Source organism: Mesorhizobium sp. P3_A2 (assembly GCF_056403115.1).
Genome location: NZ_JBFUGC010000012.1, coordinates 177298 through 198732 on the forward strand (window position 1 = coordinate 177298; position 21435 = coordinate 198732).

Annotated in this window: 13 protein-coding genes; 11 read left to right on the forward strand and 2 right to left on the reverse strand. The window is 63.7% G+C overall.

The genetic code is table 11. The features are described 5' to 3' along the window. Positions 1 to 2 precede the first annotated feature (2 nt). Positions 3 to 2336, reverse strand: a complete 2334-nt coding sequence (locus AC1DXM_RS25460) for a type VI secretion system Vgr family protein (RefSeq protein WP_477237341.1) — start codon at positions 2334 to 2336, stop codon at positions 3 to 5. A gap of 272 nt (positions 2337 to 2608) precedes the next feature. On the opposite strand from AC1DXM_RS25460, the gene tagH reads away from it, so the two are divergent. From tagH to AC1DXM_RS25500, 8 genes are all read left to right on the forward strand, one after another. Beyond that, on the forward strand, positions 2609 to 3634 hold the full coding sequence (gene tagH, locus AC1DXM_RS25465; protein ID WP_477237343.1) for a type VI secretion system-associated FHA domain protein TagH: 1026 nt from the start codon (positions 2609 to 2611) through the stop codon (positions 3632 to 3634). Positions 3635 to 3871: 237 nt separating this feature from the next. Beyond that, the gene (gene tssL, locus AC1DXM_RS25470; protein ID WP_477237345.1) at positions 3872 to 5404 is read left to right on the forward strand and encodes a type VI secretion system protein TssL, long form; all 1533 of its coding nucleotides are present in this window, start codon (positions 3872 to 3874) and stop codon (positions 5402 to 5404) included. Beyond that, positions 5401 to 8919, forward strand: a complete 3519-nt coding sequence (tssM, locus tag AC1DXM_RS25475; RefSeq protein WP_477237347.1) for a type VI secretion system membrane subunit TssM — start codon at positions 5401 to 5403, stop codon at positions 8917 to 8919. Before tssL ends, tssM begins: the two co-directional genes overlap by 4 nt. 157 nt (positions 8920 to 9076) lie before the next feature. Beyond that, positions 9077 to 9835 carry a PP2C family protein-serine/threonine phosphatase gene (locus AC1DXM_RS25480; RefSeq protein WP_477237349.1) on the forward strand — a complete coding sequence of 253 codons (759 nt, stop codon included), beginning with the start codon at positions 9077 to 9079 and terminating at the stop codon, positions 9833 to 9835. Next, positions 9832 to 12231 (forward strand): serine/threonine-protein kinase, encoded by a 2400-nt coding sequence (locus AC1DXM_RS25485; RefSeq protein ID WP_477237351.1) that lies wholly within the window; start codon positions 9832 to 9834, stop codon positions 12229 to 12231. Before AC1DXM_RS25480 ends, AC1DXM_RS25485 begins: the two co-directional genes overlap by 4 nt. A gap of 11 nt (positions 12232 to 12242) precedes the next feature. After that, positions 12243 to 12698 carry a DUF1036 domain-containing protein gene (locus AC1DXM_RS25490; protein ID WP_477237353.1) on the forward strand — a complete coding sequence of 152 codons (456 nt, stop codon included), beginning with the start codon at positions 12243 to 12245 and terminating at the stop codon, positions 12696 to 12698. Next, entirely contained in the window at positions 12695 to 15091 is a 2397-nt protein-coding gene (locus tag AC1DXM_RS25495) for a M23 family metallopeptidase (RefSeq protein ID WP_477237355.1), read from the forward strand. Before AC1DXM_RS25490 ends, AC1DXM_RS25495 begins: the two co-directional genes overlap by 4 nt. Positions 15092 to 15319: 228 nt before the next feature. Further along, positions 15320 to 16975, forward strand: coding sequence for a caspase family protein (locus AC1DXM_RS25500; protein WP_477237357.1), 1656 nt, complete (start codon positions 15320 to 15322; stop codon positions 16973 to 16975). Between the two features lie 87 nt (positions 16976 to 17062). Here AC1DXM_RS25500 and AC1DXM_RS25505 read toward each other — a convergent pair whose 3' ends face one another. Next, the gene (locus tag AC1DXM_RS25505) at positions 17063 to 17599 is read right to left on the reverse strand and encodes an OmpA family protein (RefSeq protein ID WP_477237359.1); all 537 of its coding nucleotides are present in this window, start codon (positions 17597 to 17599) and stop codon (positions 17063 to 17065) included. Between the two features lie 318 nt (positions 17600 to 17917). Here AC1DXM_RS25505 and AC1DXM_RS25510 point away from each other — a divergent pair, with 318 nt between their 5' ends. The 3 genes from AC1DXM_RS25510 to AC1DXM_RS25520 all read left to right on the forward strand — a co-directional run. Then, entirely contained in the window at positions 17918 to 18481 is a 564-nt protein-coding gene (locus tag AC1DXM_RS25510; protein WP_477237361.1) for a DUF6931 family protein, read from the forward strand. Positions 18482 to 18666: 185 nt separating this feature from the next. Continuing rightward, the gene (locus AC1DXM_RS25515; protein ID WP_477237363.1) at positions 18667 to 19317 is read left to right on the forward strand and encodes a LuxR C-terminal-related transcriptional regulator; all 651 of its coding nucleotides are present in this window, start codon (positions 18667 to 18669) and stop codon (positions 19315 to 19317) included. 485 nt (positions 19318 to 19802) lie between these two features. After that, the coding region (locus tag AC1DXM_RS25520; RefSeq protein WP_477237365.1) for a hypothetical protein at positions 19803 to 21435 on the forward strand (1633 nt) is incomplete at its 3' end.

Genomic DNA, 21435 nt, shown 5'->3' on the forward strand with positions numbered 1-21435 from the left:
TTCTAGTTCTCCCCGATTTTCGAGCCCTTCATCGTGATGTCGCTCGAGGCCTTGATGGATATCTTGCCGGACCCCTTCACCGAAATGTCCTTGCCGTCGATGACGATGGTCCCGTCACTCTTCATCAGGATTGAGGCCGAACCGGATTTTAGAAGAATCTCATCAGCTGCATCGAGCACGAATTTCTTGCCGACCTTGATTGTCTCGCCTCCGGTAACCGATATGTTGCTGTCCTTGCCGACGGACAACGAAAAGCCGCCGGACACCGAATTCGAATCGTCCGCGCCGATCGTGGCACTGCGACCGCCACCAACGCTCGAACTTTGATCGCCGCCTATCGACTCGCTATGGCCTCCACCGATGCTGACGCTTTGAGCCGCAGCAATAGACCAGCTATCCGACGCCCCAATGCTGTGGCTCTGCCCCGCCCCCACCGTGACTGACCGCGACGCGCCGATGGTGTTCGTCTGTACCGCACCCACGCTTCGGGTTTCGGCGGCACCGACAGAATCGACTCGCGCCGCGCCAACGGTCACCGTCTGGACGAGCGCGACGGTCTGTGTGTGGCTGGCGCCGATCGTCTCGGTCGAGTTCGACCCAATGTTGATCGTTTCGTTGGAGCCCACCTTCAGTGAGCGATTAGCGCCGACCGTCTCGGAGTCATTGCTACCAATATTCGTGGTCTGGTCGACGCCGACCTTGACGGTCTTGTTGTTGCCGACGTCCTCGTCGAGGTTGTTGCCAACGGAGTGCTTGGCGTTGTTGTCGATGCGGTCGGACTGGTCGTGCTGCACCGTCTTGGTGCGATCGTTCTTGATCAGAAGGTTGTGGTCCTTCTGCGCCTGGAAGTTGACCAGTTCGGAGCCGGCCTTGTCCTCGAACATCAGCTCGTTGTAGCCGCCACCGCCCTTCGACGAATTGGACTTCCAGCCCGACTGCGTGGCGTTGCCGGGCAGCCCGTAGGGCGGCATCTGCGAGGCGTTGTAGACCCGGCCGGTGATGATCGGCAGGTCCGGATTGCCTTCGATGAAATCGACGATCACTTCCTGGCCGATGCGCGGGATCTGGATGAAGCCCCAGCCGCTGCCGGCCCAGGTCTGCGACACCCGCACGAAGCAGGAACTTTTCTGGTCCTTCTTGCCGAGGCGGTCCCAGTGGAACTGCACCTTCACCCTGGCATATTTGTCGGTGAAGATTTCCTCGCCCGACGGACCGACGACCGTCGCCGTCTGCGGCCCGCGCATGATCGGCCGCGCCGTGATCCGCGGCGGCCGATAAGGCACCGAAGTCGGCGCCACGCCGAGCACCACCTTGAAATTCTCGCCATCGGTGTCGACGCCGGCGCGGTAGCCCGGATCGAACAGCCGGTATTCGGCGCTGACCACCAGATATTCCTTGTTCTGGTCTTTGCGCGGAAAGCCGTCGAGCTTGAACGTGCAGCCGGAGAACAGGCCGCGCACCGTGCCGACCGCGGCAATGCGCATATGCGGCGCCTGGATCTCCTCGCGCCTGATCGCCGCCAGGCTGTCGCCGCGGCCGACTTCCAGATGCGCGCCGGGGTGGCGATAGTTCTCGCCGGCCGCCTGCTTGTGGCCGAAGGGCTGCGCCGACTTCGCCATCAGGTCGGCGGCCGGCTTCTCAAAGTCATAGTCGGTGTGGGCATAGGCGCCCGGGCGCACCGCGCTGCCTGGAATCCACTCGGTGATGTATTCGACGTCGCGGCGCGAGCCCTGTCCCTCGAACTGATAGAGCACAGTCTCGTAACCCGGCGCTGGCTTCAGCTTGCTCATGGCGTCGGCCAGGATCAGTTTGTGCTCGCCCTCGGCGTGCTCGAAGAAGTACATTATGCCTTCGTGCTCGAGCAGCCGCTGGACGAAATCGAGGTCGCTCTCGTCATATTGCACGCAATATTCGCGCGGTGGATAGGACCCCTGCAGTCGCTTTTCGAACTTGGCAATGCCGCCATATTTGGAGAAAATCTCCTCGACGATCTCGACGGCGGTCTTGTCCTGGAAAATGCGGCAGTCGGTGGTGTTGCCGAGGAACCATAGCCACGGCCTGACGACCGCTTCGTAATAGGCCATCCGATCCTCGATGCGGGTGAGACGAAACTCGGCGATAAGGCCGCTGAACCAGCGCTTGGGATCGGACTCGCCTTCGATAGAGACGACCCCACCCAGCATCTTCAGCGGATCGATATCCGCATTGGTGCTGACAAATCCCACGGTGTAGGCAAGACAGCGGCTGATCTCGTCGCGGCCGACGAGATGCGTAAAGGTCAACAGCTCGGCGCCGACCGGCGTCTGCACAAGTGCGGCGCGTTGTTCACTCGGCATGGGTCGTGCCCCTCCTGGACGCTAGTGTGGCAGGTTCGCAGCCCTTCTTGTGTTAACGACCTCACGTTCAGGGACATTTCGCACCTTGTCACCCCAGGCCGTGTTGAGCCTACCACATGTTCCGTGGCAGACCAAAGAGGACAAGCGGCAGACAGGCCCTGTTTGCGCCGCTTTCGCCAGTGTGAAACGCCGCTCTCCCGCTGTGCCCGCAAGCTGCTAGACTGCGGCGCATCGGATCAATGGGAACGCCAGCGGTCGACAGGCCATATTGCATGTTCATCAGGCTGCAGATCAGTAATGTCGATGTCCTGCCTGCCGGGCTGCCGCCCGGTTACGCATCGCGCGACCGCGGGTTCGAGATCGGGCGCGAGCACTGCGCCTGGACTTTGCCCGATCCGGACAAATTCATCTCCGGCCGGCACTGCGAAGTCCGCTATGAAGGCGGCGCTTTCTTTCTCTACGACGTCTCGCGCAACGGCACCTTCGTCAACGGCTCGAGCCAGCGCCTGACCGGCCCGCACCGGCTTGCGCAAGGCGACCGGCTCCGGATCGGGCGCTATATCGTCTCGGTTTCGATCGATGACGCGAACGCAGCCTTCGGTGGCCATGGCTCGACGCAACGGCAGATGCCCGTGGCCGGATCCTTCCCGGACCATGTCGCTGCGCCACGGTCACCGACCGCGCCACCGGCTTCGGTCTCCAGCCGGCCACAGCAAGCCGACGAGATCCTGCGCGCGATTGCCGCCGGTGCCGGAATCCCGCCGGAAGTGCTTCTGCTGCGCCAGCCGAATGAGGTGGCCGGCGAGATCGGCGCCGTATTGCGGATCGTCGTCGACGAACTGGTGCTGCTGCTGAAAGCGCGCGCCGCGGCGAAAGTCCTGGCCAAGACCAGCGACCGGACCATGATCAACGCCACCGACAACAATCCGCTGAAGTTCGTGCCCGGGACGGACGAAATCCTCGACATCATGTTTGCCCGCCGCAGGGCCGGCTATCTCGACGCCAGGCACAGTATCGAAGACGCTTTCCACGACCTCAAGGCGCATGAGTTCGCCACTTTCGCCGCCATGCAGGCAGCCCTGGCGCGGCTGCTCGACGATTTGTCGCCCGAGGCTATCGCCAAAAAACTGCCGCCGTCTTCCTTTGCCTCGAAGAAAACGCGCGCCTGGGACGCGCTGGTCGCGACCTGGCGAGCCAAGGAGGAGGCGCACGAAAACGGCCTGCTGGACATATTCCTCACCTATTTCAGCGAAGCCTATACCAAGGCCGCCAAACAGAAACCGCCAGGCAAGAGCTGACCTCGCCTGCCATCAAGCCGATCCGGCAACTGGCGACCAAAATTGCGCCGGGTTTCAATCGGAACCTTCTGAGACTACGATCACATACGACAATTGAGCGCGCGGGTACGGTTGGTCGACCTCGGGGGTCTGCGGCGAATGTCATGTCACGGCGAGATAGCGTCCTGCGGTCCGCGTTCGCGCGGGCGCAGCGCCGTGCGTCGCGCGGCCGCACGGGCGTAGAGGCGGGGATCGGCGATGAGCTCGAAGGACGATCCTTTCGATCCGGCCGGCAAAACCGTCATCCGCCCCAGCCGCGCCAACCCCGGCCGCAAGCAAAAAACGGTTCTCGCCCGCGATGCGCCGACGCCCGGCAGCACCGTGATCGCCCCTGCCAGCATCCCGGAATCGACAGTTTTCGATCCCAACGCCGGCCGCCAACCGCCACCGCAGGCCGACATCACGGGGACCGTGATCTATCAAGGCGAGCCTTTCGCCGCAGCGCCCGCCGATCCGTCGTTTCACGGTTCGGCCGCAACGGTGGGGAAAACGCCGTGGGATGCGTTGCTCGGCGCCAGCGACGGCGTCGACTATGGAACGGCCAACCCGATCGTTGCTGCCGCGGCGCCCTTGCTGATGCTGCTTGGTCACCTGCGACTGGTGGCCCTCGAAAGACAGGCTGAACCGCTGGCGGAGCATGTCGCCGGCCTGATCGAGGAGTTCGACCGCAAGATCGCCAGGACCGATACGTCGGAAGAGGATGCGCGCATCGCCAGCTATGTGCTTTGCGAAACCGCCGACGATATCATCGCCAACCTGCCCGGCTCCGGCCGGGATGCGTGGGCGCAGCACTGCATGCTGCAGCGCTTCTTCCAGGTCAAACCCACCGGCGCCGGTTTCTTCCAGGCGCTGAACACAGTGCTGGCGACGCCGGAACCGCATCGCAATCTGATCGAACTGATGCATGTCTGCCTGTCGCTTGGTTTCGAAGGCCAGTATCGCGGCCAGCCGCGCGAGGGCCTGGAGCGTGTCCGCCGCGACGTCTACGAGACGCTGGCCTATTTCCGCGTCCCCGGTGACGACGACATCTCGCCGCGCTGGCAAGGCCTGTCGCTGACGTCAGCGCAAGGCTCCAGGCGAATCCCACTCTGGGCCATCGCCGCAGCGACGGCGGCGGTTTTGACGGCAGCCTTTTTCACGCTGCGGGTTCTCATCACCAATGATGGCGAGGCCGTCGCCGCCGAATTGCTGGCGCTCAATCCGGCAACGCCGGTCACCATCGAGCGCACCGGATTCGTGCCGCTGACCAAGGAGGTGAAAGTCGTCGCGGCGCCAGCGACGATCGCGCAGGTCGATCGCATCCGCGCCGCGCTGGGCAAGGAGATCGAAGCCGGCGGCGTCAGTGTCGGCACCAAGGGCGATTTCATCGTCGTGGAAATCAGCAACGCTCTGCTGTTCCAGTCCGGACGAGCCGACGTCAAAGCCGAGTTCGAACCCGTGGCCGCTCGCATCGCGGCTGCCCTCGATGCCGAGCGTGGGCCGATCCGGATCGTCGGCCACACCGACAACGTTAAGCCGAAGAAGACCAGCGCCTTCAAGTCGAATTTCGACCTCTCCGTCGCCCGCGCCCAATCGGTCGAAAAGATGATCGCCGCGCATTTCAGCGATCCGTCGCGGACAAAGGTCGAGGGCAAGGGCGAGGACGAGCCGATCGCCGACAATGCAACACCGGAGGGCCGCGCCAAAAACCGCCGTGTCGATGTGATGATCCCGCGGGAGGAGACGTTGTGACCGGCTGGCTGCTGCGCATCTTCTCAACGCTCGCGCTGGCCGGCTTTGCCGCCGCGGTCTGGTTCGCGGGCCCGTTGATCCGCTTTGCCGGCGCCCGGCCGCTGGACTCGGTCTGGCTGCGCGCGGTGATCATTGGCGCCGTCGTCGGTACGGTGACGATAATCTACGCGATCCGGTTCTGGCGAAGGCGCAAGGCGCAGAAGGCGCTGGAAGCCGCCATGGCGAGCGCCGAGGATGACGGCAGCGACGCAAAGCTTCTCGAAGCCCGCATGAACGAGGCGGTTGCGACGCTCAGACAGTCGAGCGGCAAGCGCAACTTCCTCTACGACGTCCCCTGGTACATCGTCATCGGCCCGCCGGGGGCGGGCAAGACCACGGCATTGGTCAATTCCGGGCTGAACTTTCCGCTCGCCGGATCGGGCCAGGCGCAGCCTGTGGCAGGCGTCGGCGGCACGCGCAATTGCGACTGGTGGTTCACCGATGAGGCGGTGCTGATCGACACGGCCGGGCGCTACACGACGCAGGACTCCAACGCGCGGACCGACGCCAAAAGCTGGCTGGCCTTCCTGTCGCTGCTCAAGCGGCATCGGGCCAGGCAGCCGATCAACGGCGTCATCCTGGCGACCAGCCTTGCCGATCTGATGGCGGACGGCGAGCAGGCGGCCCATGTCGCGGAGATCCGCAGCCGATTGCAGGAAATCCACGCGGTCCTGAAAGTCCGCTTTCCGGTCTATGTGCTGTTCACCAAGGCAGACCTGGTCTCCGGATTCATGGAGACTTTCGGCGGTTTCGACGAAGCACGCCGGCGCCAAGTATGGGGCGCAACCTTCCAGACCGCGGAGCGCGGCCTGAACATGGTTGGCGAGGCGCCGGCCGAATTCGACGCGCTGGTGAAGCGCTTGAGCGAGGAGATGAGCGAGCGGCTGCAGGCGGAGACCGATCCCGTCGCCCGTATCGCCATTTTCGGCTTTGCAGCGCAGCTCGGCGCGTTGAAAGGTCGGATCGTGCATTTCCTCGACGGCGTCTTCGAGCCGACGCGCAAGCAGCTGAACGCGCCCTTGCGCGGTCTCTATTTTTCGTCCGGCACCCAGGAAGGCACGCCGATCGACCAGCTGCTCGGCAGCATCGGCCGCAGTTTCGGCAAGAACGCCCAGGCGCATCTTTCCGGCACCGGCAAAAGCTTCTTCCTGCACGATCTGTTGAGCCGCGTGATTTTCGCGGAGTCCGGCTGGGTGTCCTATGACAAGGCAGCCGACAGACGAGCTACGATCGCCCGCTATGCCGGTCTGGCGGCGATTGCGGCCACAGCGATCGCCGGGCTTGGCGTTCTCGGCCTGAGCTTCACGACAAACAAATCGCTGGTCGCCGCCACCAGCCAGGCGGCCGGCCAATATCGCCAGACAGCCGCCCCGCTGCTTGCGAACACAACGGTGTCGGATGCGGACCTCGAAACCGTCATCGGCGCGCTCGATGCGCTGCGCAGCCTGCCGGTCGGCTATGACGCAAAAGACCAGCCGACGCCGGCCGAGGCGACGTTCGGCCTCAGCCAGCGTGAGCGTATCCTGTCCGCCTCCGAGACCGCCTACCGGCAGGGGCTGGAGCGGATGTTCCGCTCGCGCCTGCTGTTCCAGCTCGAACGCACGATCGAGGCCAAGATGGCCGATCCGATGGCGCTGTATGAGCCGTTGAAAATCTACCTGATGCTTGGCGGCAAGGCGCCGAAAGTCGATGACGAACTGGTCGTCACCTGGCTGAAGCGCGACTGGGAGCAGAACCGCTACCCCGGCGCCCACAATCGCGACGGGCGGGCGCAATTGGAGAAGCATCTGCGCGCCATGCTGGCGCTTGATGACGACCAGGACCCCACCTTCGAACTCAACCGTTCGCTGGTCGAATCCGCTCAGCGCTCGCTCGGCCGTATGACGCTCGCCGACCGCGCCACCGCGCTCATCCAGTCGGCCACCTATGCGGCAGCGCTGGACGATTTTTCGGTGTCGCAGCAGGCCGGCCCAGAAGCGCCGGTACTGTTCGAGCGCAATGACGCCAACGACCTGGCCTCGCTTCGCGTCCCCGGTCTCTACACCCATGCCGGCTTCGATTTCTATCTGGCGCAGCTCGCCAAGGTGGCGCAGGCGCTGGTCGACGACCAATGGGTGATCGGCAGCAGCGGAGAGCAAGGCGGCTTCGACCAGGAGTTACTCAAGCTCGGCCCCGAGCTTCTCGATCGCTATGGCAAGGGTTTTGCGGCGGCGTGGAACGAGGTCCTCGACAGGTTGAAGTTCAAGGCGATGGCCGCCGACAAACCGCAATATCTGGCGCTCTCCGCGGCCGGCTCGCCGAGCTCGCCGCTGATGCAGCTGTTCGAGGCGATCGCGCGCGAAACGGCTTTGACGCAGGAGCGCAATCCGGCTGCGTCTCAAGACAGCGACCAGGAAGCCGCCGCCCGCGCCAAGGGCCTCGCCCGCATCGGCATCCAGCTCGCGGCGCGCAAATCGCAAAGCCGGGCCGGGACCGCCTTTGTCAGCACGCAGAGCCAGGATCCGGGCGCCAACATCGAAGCCCAGTTCCGGTCCGTTCAGGCTTTGGTGGCCGGCGCACCCGGCCAGCGGCCGCTCGATGCCTTGACCCAGAATTTCCGCGAAATCTACCAAAGCGTGCGGCTGGCGGCTGATGTCCCCGCGCAGACGGACCAGGCCAACGCCAATCTGCAGCTTCAGATATCAACGCTGCGCGCCAACGCCTCGCGGCTGCCGAAGGCGCTGGCCAGGATGGTGAGTGCGGCGGCGGATGATTTCGAGGGCACTGTCGCCGAAACATCGACCACGCATCTCAACGAAATGCTGGAAGAGACCGTCGGCCGTCCGTGCGAAGAGGTGATTGCGGGGCGCTTTCCATTCGCCCCTGCCGGCACCGACGATGTCGCGATGGCGGATTTTGCCAGGCTGTTTTCTCCGGGCGGGGTTCTGGACCGGTTCTTCGCGCAGAACCTGGCGTCGCTGGTCGACATGAGCGGCCAGGACTGGGACTGGAAACAGGACACCAAGTTCGGCCGCAATCTGGCGAAATCGACGCTCAGGAACTTCCAGCTTGCGGCACAAATTCGCGCGGCTTTCTTTCCGCTTGGCGGGCCGGTGCCGTCGATCAACATCACCTTCACGCCGCTCTCGCTGCATGGCGATGCCGACATGGCGCTGCTCAATATCGATGGCCAGGTGCTGCAAGCCACCCAGGCCGGCAACACGCCGGGCCTGATCCCGTGGCCGGGCAAGACCGGCTCAGCCAGTCTCAGCCTGACGCCAGAGCTGCCGGGACGCGAATCCGCAATCAAGTTCGACGGCCCCTGGGCGTTGAAACGATTGCTGGACAAGGGACAGGTCACCGCCAATGGCGACAGTCTCGAAGCGCATTTCGTCATCGGCGGGCGCGATGTCGCCTACACGATCAAGACCGGGGAGGACGGCAACCCATTCACGCTGCCGGCGCTCTCCGCGTTCAGCTGTCCGAAGGCCTTCTGATGCGGAATTGCATGGCAGGACCGGCGATTGCAGGGCGTAGAGACAGCGGCTGCACCACACCGTCCGTCATCGGCGGCCTAGATTTCGATACTCTAATGCATGGGGCTGTGGCAGACTGGCCAGGCACGTCAGCCAAGGCGTTGCGGAGGGTAGGCAAGTGAGCGGTGCCGCCTTTGAGAGCTACGGCGTTAGCCACAAGGGCTGCGTGCGCGACCACAATGAAGACAGCTATCTGGTTGAGCCGCAGATCGGCCTGTGGGTCGTGGCCGACGGCATGGGCGGGCATGAAGCCGGAGAGGTCGCCTCGGCGAGCATTGTCGAGCATCTGGCAACGATCGGCATCGCCAGCTCGGCGCCGGATCTGCGCGCGCGCTTCGAGGACCGGCTGAACCGAGCCCATGCCGAGATCCGGCGTATCTCGCGCTCGCGCGGCGTGACCATAGGCTCCACCGTTGCAGCACTTCTGGCCATGGACGGCAGGTTCGCCTGCCTGTGGTCCGGCGACAGCCGCGTCTATCTCGTGCGCGACGGCGCGATCTCGCAGATTTCGCGCGACCACACCGAGGTTCAGGAGCTTCTCGACAGCGGCGCGATCAGCGCCGCCGAGGCGGAGAACTGGCCGCGCCGAAACGTCATCACGCGCGCCATCGGCGTCAACGACGACATCGCCATCGACTTCCAGCAAGGCGAGACGCTGGCGGGCGACATTTTCATCCTGAGCACTGACGGGCTGACGGCGCATGTCAGCGATGCGGAGATTGCGGCAGCAGTGCTCTCGGCAGCGCCGCAGGCTGCCTGCGAAAAGCTGCTCGCAATGGTGCTTGAGCGCGGCGGCACCGACAACGTCACCATCGTTCTGGTCAAGATCAGAGACAAAGGCAATGGCCTGTCCCGAGCAGGAGGCCACGACCGATGAGCTCCGACGACAAGACGCGGCTGTTGCCCAATATGGCGGATACCAGCGTCGGCACTCAGCTCAGCGGCATCTACGAGCTCGACGAACGCATCGCCTCGGGTGGCATGGGCGAGGTCTATCGCGGCCACAACATCCAGACCGGCGATCATGTCGCGATCAAGATCGTGCTGCCGGAATTCGCCCGCGACCAGACGATCCTGTCGCTGTTTCGCAAGGAAGCCTCGATCCTCAACCATTTGTCGCATGACGCTGTCGTGCGCTATCACGTCTTCACCATCGATCCCGGTATAGGGCGGCCCTATCTGGCGATGGAATTCGTCGACGGCCAGTCGCTTTACGACGTCATGCGCGGCGGCGCGATGGCGACGCAGGATGTGCGCAAGCTGTGCCACCGGCTGGCATCGGGCTTAAGCGCCGTGCACCAGGCCGGCGCCATCCACCGCGATCTTTCGCCCGACAACATCATCCTGCCGGGCGGACGGGTCGATCGCGCCAAGATCATCGATTTCGGTATTGCGCGATCGGCGACGGTCGGCGGCGAGACGCTGATCGGCGGCAAGTTCGCCGGAAAATACAATTATGTCTCCCCAGAGCAGCTCGGGCTCTATGGCGGCGAGGTCAGCGAACAGTCCGACATCTACAGCCTGGGGCTGGTGCTGGCGGCGGCGCTGCTTGGCAAGCCGATCGACATGGGCGGCTCGCAATACGAGATCGTCGAAAAGCGGCGGAGCGTGCCTGATCTCTCCGGGATCGATGCCGATTTCAGGGACATCGTCGAAGCGATGCTGCAGCCCGATCCGCAACAACGGCCGGCCAGCATGGCCGAAATCGCAAGGATGACCCGCGACGATGATGACGCCACCTTGCCGCCGGCTTCGCTTGCGCCGCGGCCGGGTCTGCCGCGAACCGGGCAGACCGCCGGTCCGGTTTCGAAGGTCGAGGGTTCGCAGGGCCCCAGTGCGGTCCCCGCAAGCGGCACGGCAGAGCCATCCTTCGTGCCACACGTGCGCCCAGCGCTTCTGTCGCAACCGAAGCCGGCAGCTGAAATTCCCAGGCGAGCAAGCACACCGACGAAGCCTGCTACGAAAGGCCGAAGCCTGACGATCGCGGCGCTGGCGGCTGTTGTCGTGGCATCGCTGGGAGGACTCTATGCATCGGGCATCCTGGGTTTCGGAGACCGGCCTCGCGCCATCGATACCGGCAAGACACCGCCGCTCCAGCCCGATCTGACCAAGCCGATCGTCGCGGACAAGCCCCCGCCGGACACTGCGCCGGTGGAAGAGCCAAAGCCGCAACCGGCAGAGACTCCGGCTGAAGATCAGGCCAAAGCGCCGGTCGCACCGCAGCCGACGCCGCCGGTCGCGCCGAACACTACAGTCCCGCAGCCAGCCGAACCAACCGACAAGACGGTCTCGTTGCAACCGCCTTCCAACCCGACGCAGCCCGATGTCGCAGAGAAACCCGAGCCTGTCAGCCCGTCGGCAGAGACCAAGGCAACAGAGCCGATCACGCAAACACCTGAACCAACGGCCGAGGCACCCAAACCCGTGGCTCCGACGCCGGGACCCACCGCTCAAGCCCCCGAGGTGCAGGCGCCTGAACCGACCGCACAGGCGCCCAAGCCCGACACGCAGGCGCCTGAACCGACCGCAGAGCCCAAGCCAAGCAAGCCCGATATCGCCAGCGGTGAGCAGGCCGACAGGCCGGCAGAGCCCGACATTGCCATGAATGTGCCCAAACCAGAGGTGCCGCCGCCGGCCGGTGCGGCCGCGGAGCGGGTCACCTGGGTAAGCGCGTTCAATGGTGGTGACTGTTTCTACGCGACGGTGACATCGGTCACCAACAAGGGCGTCGCGATTGAAGGCTTCGGCACGTCGGTGCCGCCTTTCGAACAGTTGCTCGGGGAGTTCCAGGCGAAGTTCCATGTCGAGCCGGACATCAGCGTCCGCCTCATCCAGCCCACGCAATGCGGGATCACCGGTTTCCTGCGTTTCATGGGGGCAAGCACGGCCGACAGACCGCAGTTGGTGCTCGACCAGACTTCAGTGCCGGACGGTTCGGCGATCGACGGCACGCTGGTGACGCGCGGCGGGCTGGTGTCCAGCGTGATCCTGATCGACCACAGGGGCATCGCCTTCAACCTCGACGACCGTGTTGTCGCACAAGCCGACAAGGCGACCTTCTCGATCCCGATCGGGCTCGGCGCCGCCGACAAGGCGGTAGGCAAGGCGCTGCCGCAGATCATCATGGTGATCACCGGTCCGGACGAGATCAAGGCGGCGGACTTCACGACGCCGACGCCGGCCTCGGTGCTGCTGCCCAGGATCCTCGACGAGATCGGCGCCAGGACCTCGGCATTTTCGGCGACCGCCAAATATTTCCGCCTCGGCGGGTAGCACGGACGCCGATGGAACGCCGTCGCCGTGATCCCATTGCCCTGAATGCCCGCGCAAAACTCGCCGCGATCGCGTTTGCGACGCTCTTGCTGGCACTTCTTTCCACTGGGCAGGCGCGCGCCGAATTCACCGTCTGCAACCAGACCCTCGACGTCGTCAATCTTGCCGTCGGCCAGAAGGTCGACGATGCCGACCAGACCGATGGCTGGTGGACCATCGGCGCCAATCAATGCGTCAACGTCATCCGCGAGGAGCTGGCCAACCGCTACATCTATATCTACGCCACGGATGTCTTCGGCCACGCCATCCTGGCCGGCTCCACCGACATGTGCATCGAGCGGCGGCGGTTCTCGATCCGCGGCATCACTGAATGCTGGCAACGCGGCCATATCGCCGCGAAGTTTCTCGAAGTCGATACGCTCGAACAGGTGCGCTGGACCTTCTTCCTGACCGGAAGCGCGCCGTGACGCACAGCATCGACACCAGCTTCAAGGCAAAGAAGCAGGCGCGCGCCGCACTGCGCAGACGCAGGATCTGGGTCGGGCTGGCGGTCGGTTTAGGGGTCGTCGTCCTTGCCGCGATCGCCACCGGTTTCTACCTCACCGCCGACTACTGGTCGTTTGGCGACGAGGATGAGGAGTTGCACGCGGTCGAAGGCTCGGACGACGTACCGGCCGACGCATCGGTCTATGTGCCCGCCATCATCGATCTGGCCGGCGACCCGATGTGGATCACGCTGGCGCCCGAGGCCGGCGCTGCAACCAAGGGCCGGGCGATGCCGCGCCCGCCGGAGCTCGACCAGGCCGGCATCTCTCCGCAAATCGAAGTCCTGTCCGACGTGATGCTCAGCGCCAGCGAGAAATTCATGACGACGATCCCGTCGACGCAGGAGGATTTCGCCTTCTTCCAGGCGCAGCGGAAGACCGCGGTTGCGCCGCCCGAACCCAGCGATCCGCAGAATGACCTGCAGAACGATCTTCAACCCTCGCCCGGCGCGGACGAGGTTCCGGCGGCTCCCGGCCCGGCTCCTGATCCGCAGGCCGCTCCGGGTGCCTCGGCGGCAGCTGATGATCCCGAAGCCGGTTGGGGCGAGACCATCGATGAAGGCGAAGCGGCACTGCCTGCCTTCCAGAAAACAGCGGTCGAAAACAACACCAGCGTTGCCACCGTCACCTCGGAATACCAGCGCTTCGAGGCGACCGAGGACACGTTCGTGAAAATCCTCAACGACCGCAGCCTGGACAGCGTAGCACTCGATGCGCATTTTTCCGCCGAGGACGCAAAGCTTGCAGGCGAAGCGCTGAAGGCGCTGTTCGACAAGGACGGCCTGCAGCCCGGTTATGTCGTGGCCATGCGCGGCTTCAGGCCGACGCGCGAGACCACGACAATGTCGCTGATGCAGGTCTCGATCTACGCCAAGAATGTCTTTGTCGGCACGCTGACACGCAACGCGGCCGGCGCCTTCGTGTCGGGTGTCGACCCCTGGGTGCGCGAGGATCTGTTCAACTATTCGGGCGCCGAGACCGAAGGCACGCAGAAACGGCAATACCGCCTGCTCGACGCGATCTATTCGACGGCCGCGCGCAACAATGTGCCGAGCGGCATCATCGGCGAAGCCATCATGTATCTGTCGCGCGGTCAGGATCTGGACGCTTTTGCCAGCGAGGACCAGCGCCTGGTGCTGATCTATTCGCAAACGCCGCGCGGCAAGAACGAGACCGACGGACGGGTGCTCTATGTCGGCGTGCAGGGCGCGCAAAAGAACCTCGACTGTTTCGTCTTCCAGCAGAGTGATGGCCAGTTTTCCTGCGTCTCGGGCGACGACCAGGTGCGCTCGCTGACAGTGGCCAACGGCATGGTGACGCCGGTCAGCGGCGTCATGACGTCGACCTTCGGGCCGCGCAAGCATCCGATCCTGGGCGTGGTCCGCATCCACAAGGGTGTCGACTGGGCGGCACCTGTCGGCACGCCGATCGCCGCCGCCTTCGATGGCGAGATCATCTTCCAGGGCGACGGCGGCGGTTACGGCAATGTGGTCAAGATCGCGCATGCCGGCGGCCGCGAGACGCGTTATGCGCATATGTCGAAATTCGCCATCGCCAGCGGCGTCGGCACCAAGGTGAAGGCCGGCGACATCATCGGCTATATCGGCACCACCGGCCTGTCGACCGGGCCGCATCTGCATTTCGAACTCTATCAGGGCGGCCAAGCGATCGATCCGCTCGGCACCGCGACCGCCGCGATCGCCGCCACATCCAGCGATCCCGCCGTCGAAACGCTGACCGACCGTATCGTTCATGTCGAATCGGGCGGCAGCGCGCGGGCGAAGAACCCGCTGTCTTCGGCAACCGGCGCCGGCCAGTTCATATCCAAGACCTGGATCCGGATGATGAACACCTACCGTCCCGAACTGGCGCGCTCGCTGTCGACCGCCGACCTGCTCGCGCTGCGCTACGACGCCACCATCTCGCGCGAGATGGTGCGCAATCTGGCGCGCGAGGGCGAGGCCTATCTCAAGGCGCGCGGCCACCAGATCACCGCCGGCCGGCTCTATCTCTGCCACTTCCTCGGCATGGAAGGCGCGCATCAGGTGCTGGCGTCGCCGGGATCGGCGCAGTTGAGCGCCGTGCTCGGCTCGGCGGTCATCCAGGCCAACCCTTTCCTCACCGGCAAGACCGCCAGCTACGTCGTCGACTGGGCGGAGCGGAAAATGGGCCGCAAATTGCCCACGCCGGCGACGACCGATGCAGGCCAGACGACAACGACGGAAGTCCGCCAGACATCGCCGGAGTTCGAAAAATACAAGCAGGCCATCACGGCGTTGGTGGGTTCGCTTCAGAACAGCCTTGAGCCGGGCTAGCCGCAGTGCGCAGCCGCCCGGTTTTCGCCGGGCCGATTGGTTTTGAGGCCGGCAAATGGTATATTAGCCGGCATCTAGAGAGCTTTTTTGGGTCCGTCGTGAACCAAAACTGTGGTTGGGATCACATACGCCCAAGAGCCATTTTGGCAGAAGCGACTGTGTCGCTGGTAAAATTTAGCATGCGCAGACATCCATAGTGCGCCCCTGTGGGGGGCGGAGGGCTGATCCATGAAAGCGTTTGCCGTCCTTTTGAGCGGATTTTTTCTGTTGATGCTGACCGCGCTTGGCACCGTCCAGGCTGCAGCGCCGGATGCCGGAGCGCCTGACGCCAAACGCGTCGCGCTTGTCATCGGCAACAGCAAGTACGTCCATGCCGTCGAGTTGCCCAATCCGGCCAATGACGCGCATCTCATCGCATCAACACTGCGCAATGCCGGCTTCGAGGTGATCGAGGGCGTCGACCAGGATAATGCCGGCATGCGCGGCCTGATCAGCAAATTCACCGAGCAGTCCTACGATGCCGACCTGGCCGTCATTTTCTATGCCGGCCACGGCATGCAGGTCGACGGCAAGAACTTCCTGATCCCGGTCGACGCCGAGTTGACGTCGCCGGCCTATCTCAAGACCCGCACCATCCAGATCGACGACTTCATGGCAGCACTGCCGCCCGACCCGGCGGTCGGCGTCATCATCCTCGATGCCTGCCGCGACAATCCGCTGGCACGGACGCTGGCCGCCGCGATGCCGAAGACCCGTTCCACCGCGTTGGGTACGGGTCTCGCGCCGATCGATCCGAAATCGGAAGGCGTCGGAACCGGCGGCATCCTGATTGCCTATGCCACCGACCCGGGCGCCATCGCCTTTGACGGCAACGGCGTCGACAGCCCCTACTCCACCGCGCTCGCCAGACATCTGACCGAACCGGGCGTCGAGATCCAGAGTGCGCTGACCCGGGTGCGCGGCGAAGTGGCCGAGACCACCCAAGGCCGCCAGCGGCCATGGCACAACGCATCGCTGGGCCGCGAGGTCTTCCTTGGAAAACCAGCAGCTGAAGCCGCGGCCAAGCCGGCCGCCGATGCTGCGAACACCACGGCAGCGCCAGCCCCTGCTCCTGTCGCCAGCGAACCGCCCTCATGGGAAGTCGAGCAGCGCCTGTGGGACGAGGCCTCGAAGCGCAACACCGCGCCATTCTATGAAGCCTATCTCGAACAGTTCCCGAACGGCCGCTTCGCCACGGTGGCACGGCTGAACATCGACGCGCTGAAGGATCCGAAAGCCCAGGAACGCGAAGTAGCCGCGCTTGATGCTGCCGAAGCGAACCCCGGATCTGCCGTGCGCACCTCGGTCGGCATTTCGGACGACATGAAGAAGGTGCTCGGCACCGCGGAGACAGAGAACGCCATCGGTCTCGACCGCCAGGGCCGCATCGACCTGCAACTGCGCGTCGAGGCGCTGGGCAACGAGCTTGGCCGCGTCGACGGCAATATCGGCGCCAAGACCCGGCAAGCGATCGGCGATTGGCAAGAGGAGAACGGGCTGCCGCCAACCACTTTCCTGACGCGTGAGCAACTGGCGTTCCTGGAGATCCAGACCGATCCGATGATGGAGGCCGTGCGCGCCAAGCATGAGGCCGACCAGGCCGGCGTGGACAAGCCGAAGAAGCAGGTGGTGCAGAAGGCCCGCACGCTGAAGCCGGTGGCAGAAAAGCCGCGCAAGAAGCAGTATGCCCAGAAGCCGCGCGGACAACAGCAATTCGTCCAGAAAAGGCGCAACCGTGAGGTCGTGCGCGAGGATGAACCGCCACCGCGGGACAACAATGATTTCCTGACCAAGGCGCTGATCTTCGGCACCGGCGTCGCGGTCGGCGGCGTGCTCAAGAACTGATCGATCACGTCAAACAACAAAACGCCGCGTGTCCACTGGACGCGCGGCGTTGTGTTGAGTCACGGCCGAAAGACGCAGCCAGCGAAGCTACTGCGCCTTGATCCGCATCTCGACCCGGCGGTTGACGGGAGCGTAGGGGTCGGGATTGCGCGGATTGGCCTCGCCCAGCCCGACCGCCGTGATGCGGGTGGACTCGATGCCGTTGGATTCCAGGAAAGCCGTCACCGATTGCGCCCTGCGCTCCGACAGGCCCTCATTGTAGGTCGCCGAGCCGGAAGCGTCGGTATAGCCTTCGACGACGAAGGACAGCTTGCTCAGCCGATCGTCCTTCAGCGCCTTGGCGAACTCGCCGAGTTCGCTGCGCGCCTTGGCATCGAGCTCGGACGAATCCAGGCTGAAATTGATCAGCATATCGAGGCTGGCCTTCTCCGACGGCTTATCTTTCTGGCCGGTCTTGCTCTTGCACTCATCCTCGGTGCCGACGCAAATCCCGCGCGCCGCGCCATGATCGATCGCGCCGGCAAAAAACTTCACAATGTCTTCCGATTTCTGAAGTGGGTCGGCATAAGCGTGCGTCGAGAAAAGCACGGCCGCCAACACTAAGACTGAACTGCCCCGCTGCATGACGGTTACTCCTGCTCTGACTCATTGTTTCGTCGCAATTCCAGACGGAAAGCCGCTTCTTCTTGGAATTGCTCTGAGCTTCCGATGTCACCAAAGCCCGATCCGTCGGACCAAGACGGTCAGGCTCCATGTTCCGTTCGACCCAAACCTTCTCCGAAAGCCGGCTTCGCCTTTTTTCGGATCGGAGGGTCAGTTTGTGGAATATACCAAAGCGCGGCGCGTTTGTCTGTGAACAACGTCATGGACATGTGGTGGTCGACAGGCTTGACCCGCGGCTCGCAGGCGAGTTGAGTGAGAGCTGGGAGGACAACAGCGGCGATGGTCAACGGGCTTCAATTCCAGACCGCACGCGATCTCTTCGCCGCCAACACTGCTGTCGCCCAGGATATGACGGCTGTTCCAACCGACCAACCCTCGCTCGAGTTCTGCCGCCGGCTGATGGCCGGGCGCATCCCCGAGGAAGCGATCACCTTTTGCGCCTATCTCCTGCCCGACCGGGCAGCGATCTGGTGGGGCCATGAGTGCCTTGATCATCTGACCGAGCTGCTCGAGGAGCAGGATCTCGAAACGCTGGCACTGATCCAGGACTGGGTCGGTGAACCCGGCAATGCAAGCCGCCGGGCGGCTGTCGCCGAGGCGGCGATGGCGCGGCAGCAAACCCCTGCCGGCTGGATCGCGCTGGCGGTGCAACGGCATGTCAATGGCTCGGCGGATCAGGCCAACGGGTCGAGGCTACGGCCGCTGCCCGCTGCCCATGCCGTCAATGCCGGCATTCTGGCCGGCCTGGCGCGGGTTGCGGTGGCGGATCGTTTCTCGGTGCTCACCGCCTTTGTCGAAATGGGCATCCATCTGGCCGAAACCGAAGCGCTGCGCAGAGCTTGATTGCTCTCACTTGCGCAATCACGAGCGTCCCGGTGGTGTCCGCCGAACGCGCAGAGAACGCCCACGGGTTTCCTATATAGCCTTAGCTATATTAGAATATTAGCAACTTCTTGACAATCGAACAAAGCTCTGGTTTCCTGACATATTAAACAAAGTTCGTTGCGTTTTTTACGGACGGTGTTCACATGTCTGCACTGGTTGTAGCAGACCCGCGGGGGGTCTATCTCGCCGGTCTTGAGTGGGTTTTGCGGAAGGCGGGACACAGCGTTGTCGCAGAATGCCACCACACGATTGAGGTTCTCCCCTTGGTGGAGCGCCACCGGCCTGATCTTGTCATAATAGGGTTGGATGTTGCGGACCGGCAGACGGCTGGTCTTTCCGCAAGGCTGAGAGCCACCAGCAGCCCTCTGGGCATCATCTACATCCTGCAGCCAAACGGCGGATTCGACTTCAACGAAATCCCGGGGCTCGATGCCGACGGCCTACTGATGGACGGCATCAGCCACAGCTACCTTGTCGAATGCGTCAATGCGGTGGCGGCCGGCCGAAAGTGGGTCGACAACCACATCCTCCAGCATCTGCTGACGCCGAGACCGCTGCCTCAGCCCGCGCCGAAGCTGACCGGGCGCGAGACGGAAGTCGCCAGCCTTGTTTCACGCGGCCTGCGCAACAAGATCATCGCGCAGCGGCTGCATGTGTCCGAAGGCACGGTGAAGATGCACTTGCATCACGTCTACGAGAAACTCCACCTCGGCAGCAGAGCGGAACTCGCCTGGATGGCGCATGGCAAAGGCGCTGACCATTCAGGAACCGGTCAAAGCCGCCTGCTCTCGTAACCTCGGCCGGGCGTCGAGGCCGCCTGCGTTAGCAAGCGCCGGCAGCGGACCGGTAAACCAGAGCGGCGGCCGCTCAGCTGAACCGCGCTGCCGCCTCAGCCTTTGTTCAAGCGTCGAACTTTCACAACCCGATCTTCACTTTTGGTCCGATGCTCTCTAGCGCGTCGATCGATAGGCGCCTGTCCCGGCAAGACACTATCGAAGGATGTATATCGTTCGATCAGGTAGGGGCATTCACCCTAATACTATCGAAGCGAGAATAGACCGGCGCTCGACATCGGCGACAATCAAGGTTCGAAGGCCGCAATTCAGTGCGCGATCTTCCCTTTGAATGGGCCCCTTCAGGGATCTTTGGCGTGGGGGGTGCACTTCGGCGGGGTATTTCAGCGGCCACTCATTAGGATTGGGGAGAACAGCAATGGCGATCGCCTCTATTCTCAACGACGCTCCCCGGCAATTTTCACGATAATCCACAGGAGGCTCTCATGGCGCTTTCCGTCACGCTCACCGGCACGACCGTTACCCTCGACGAAACGACAGGCTTGCAAAATGACGATACCAGTACGGCCCTGCCAACTGCTTTTTCCAGTCGGCTGACGGCACTGGGTGCTGACCCGGCCACCGCGATTAATGCAGCGGTGAGCAGCGGCAACGTCATTTCCATCAGCGGCGCCACCGGCTCGATCGGCAACATCGCCTTCACCGATGCGAACGGCGGCGCGCTCGACGGTGACACGAGCGGTCTCTTCACCAACGACGGCGAGGAGATCTTTCTTTTCACGGACACGGCGAACGACAACATCGTGCTGGGCAAGACAGCATTAGGCGCCATCGCCTTCGCGGTTTACCTCGAGGAGACCGGGAGCCCGACCAGCGGCGGCAAGTTCTGGAGCATTCAGTACGAGGCGCTGGAGCATCCGAACGCCACCAACCCCGACGACTCCATCGACCTGGACAGCCATCTCAAGGTCTCGGTCAGTGAGGCGATCAACTTCAGCTTCGCCGGGGCACCCTCCGGCAGCAACCTGTTCATGATGTTCGGCGATCCGGCCTCCACCCAGATCGTGGTGATCGGGAGGGACCCGCTCGATCAATCCGCGGGCGGAAACATCACGACCAAGGATGTGCTCAACATCAGCCAGGCCGGCAGCACCACCTCGTTCGGCGTCAACGGCAACCAGATCAACCCTGGTGAGGGGGCGTTCATCACCTACGTCACCGGCGCGAACACGAACTTCCTCGTGCCCAATCTGGACCAGAACGAGGCCGACGTCGAAGCCAACATCGCGTTCACGAACGTCGTCAATGCGAGCTCGGCGTCCTTCACCGTCAACCAGACCAATCCGGGCGTCGGACCCGTCAGCGTCAAGATCTCGGCCCTCAACACCGCCGCTGAACCGGGGGTGAATTTCGTCAACGGGCTCACCAACGACACGGCCGTCAGCATCACCTCGGTCTCGGTCGTCGACAACATCGTCAAGACAGGCAATACGCAATTTACTCCGACCGTCACGGACAACGGCGACGGCACCTGGACGATCAAGGGCCTGAGCACCGGCGACAAGGTGTCGTGGACGACGAGCGGAACGCATGACCGCGTCCTGATCGAAAACGTCAGCAACGCCGATGGCGTTTCCGGCAACGACAACAACACCTTCGATATCGGCGGGTTCAGCTTGAGCAGCCCCAACGCCGCGAGCGCCGTGGTCGGCACGGCCGTCCACTTCGAGGACGACGGACCGCTCAATAACGCGGCCGTGGTGAACGTGAACGTTGACGAGGACGAGCTGACGGGTCTGTCGACGGGCAATACGGACAACGACGCGACGACCACGGTGGCGGCGTTTACCGGTGCGCAGATTGCGGGCCTGGTGAATGCAGGCGCCGACCAACCGGTGACGGTGTCGCTCAATCCGTTGATCGACAACGTGGACACGGGGCTGGATTCGAAAGGATCCAACATCCTGTTCGACTACGTTGATGCAACCCACGTGAACGGCGTGGCGGGTGCGCGCACGGTGTTCACGTTGGTGCAGACGGCGGGTATTGACACGGTGCTGGGCACGGCCGACGACGCGTTCACCTTCACGCTGCTCGACCAGGTCGATCACGTACCGC

Coding starts and splice junctions, on each gene's coding strand:
- AC1DXM_RS25460 (WP_477237341.1), bottom strand. CDS start 2,336: ATGCCGAGTGAACAACGCGCCGCACTTGTGCAGACGCCGGTCGGCGCC.
- tagH (WP_477237343.1), top strand. CDS start 2,609: ATGTTCATCAGGCTGCAGATCAGTAATGTCGATGTCCTGCCTGCCGGG.
- tssL (WP_477237345.1), top strand. CDS start 3,872: ATGAGCTCGAAGGACGATCCTTTCGATCCGGCCGGCAAAACCGTCATC.
- AC1DXM_RS25485 (WP_477237351.1), top strand. CDS start 9,832: ATGAGCTCCGACGACAAGACGCGGCTGTTGCCCAATATGGCGGATACC.
- AC1DXM_RS25490 (WP_477237353.1), top strand. CDS start 12,243: ATGGAACGCCGTCGCCGTGATCCCATTGCCCTGAATGCCCGCGCAAAA.
- AC1DXM_RS25500 (WP_477237357.1), top strand. CDS start 15,320: ATGAAAGCGTTTGCCGTCCTTTTGAGCGGATTTTTTCTGTTGATGCTG.
- AC1DXM_RS25505 (WP_477237359.1), bottom strand. CDS start 17,599: ATGCAGCGGGGCAGTTCAGTCTTAGTGTTGGCGGCCGTGCTTTTCTCG.
- AC1DXM_RS25510 (WP_477237361.1), top strand. CDS start 17,918: ATGGTCAACGGGCTTCAATTCCAGACCGCACGCGATCTCTTCGCCGCC.
- AC1DXM_RS25515 (WP_477237363.1), top strand. CDS start 18,667: ATGTCTGCACTGGTTGTAGCAGACCCGCGGGGGGTCTATCTCGCCGGT.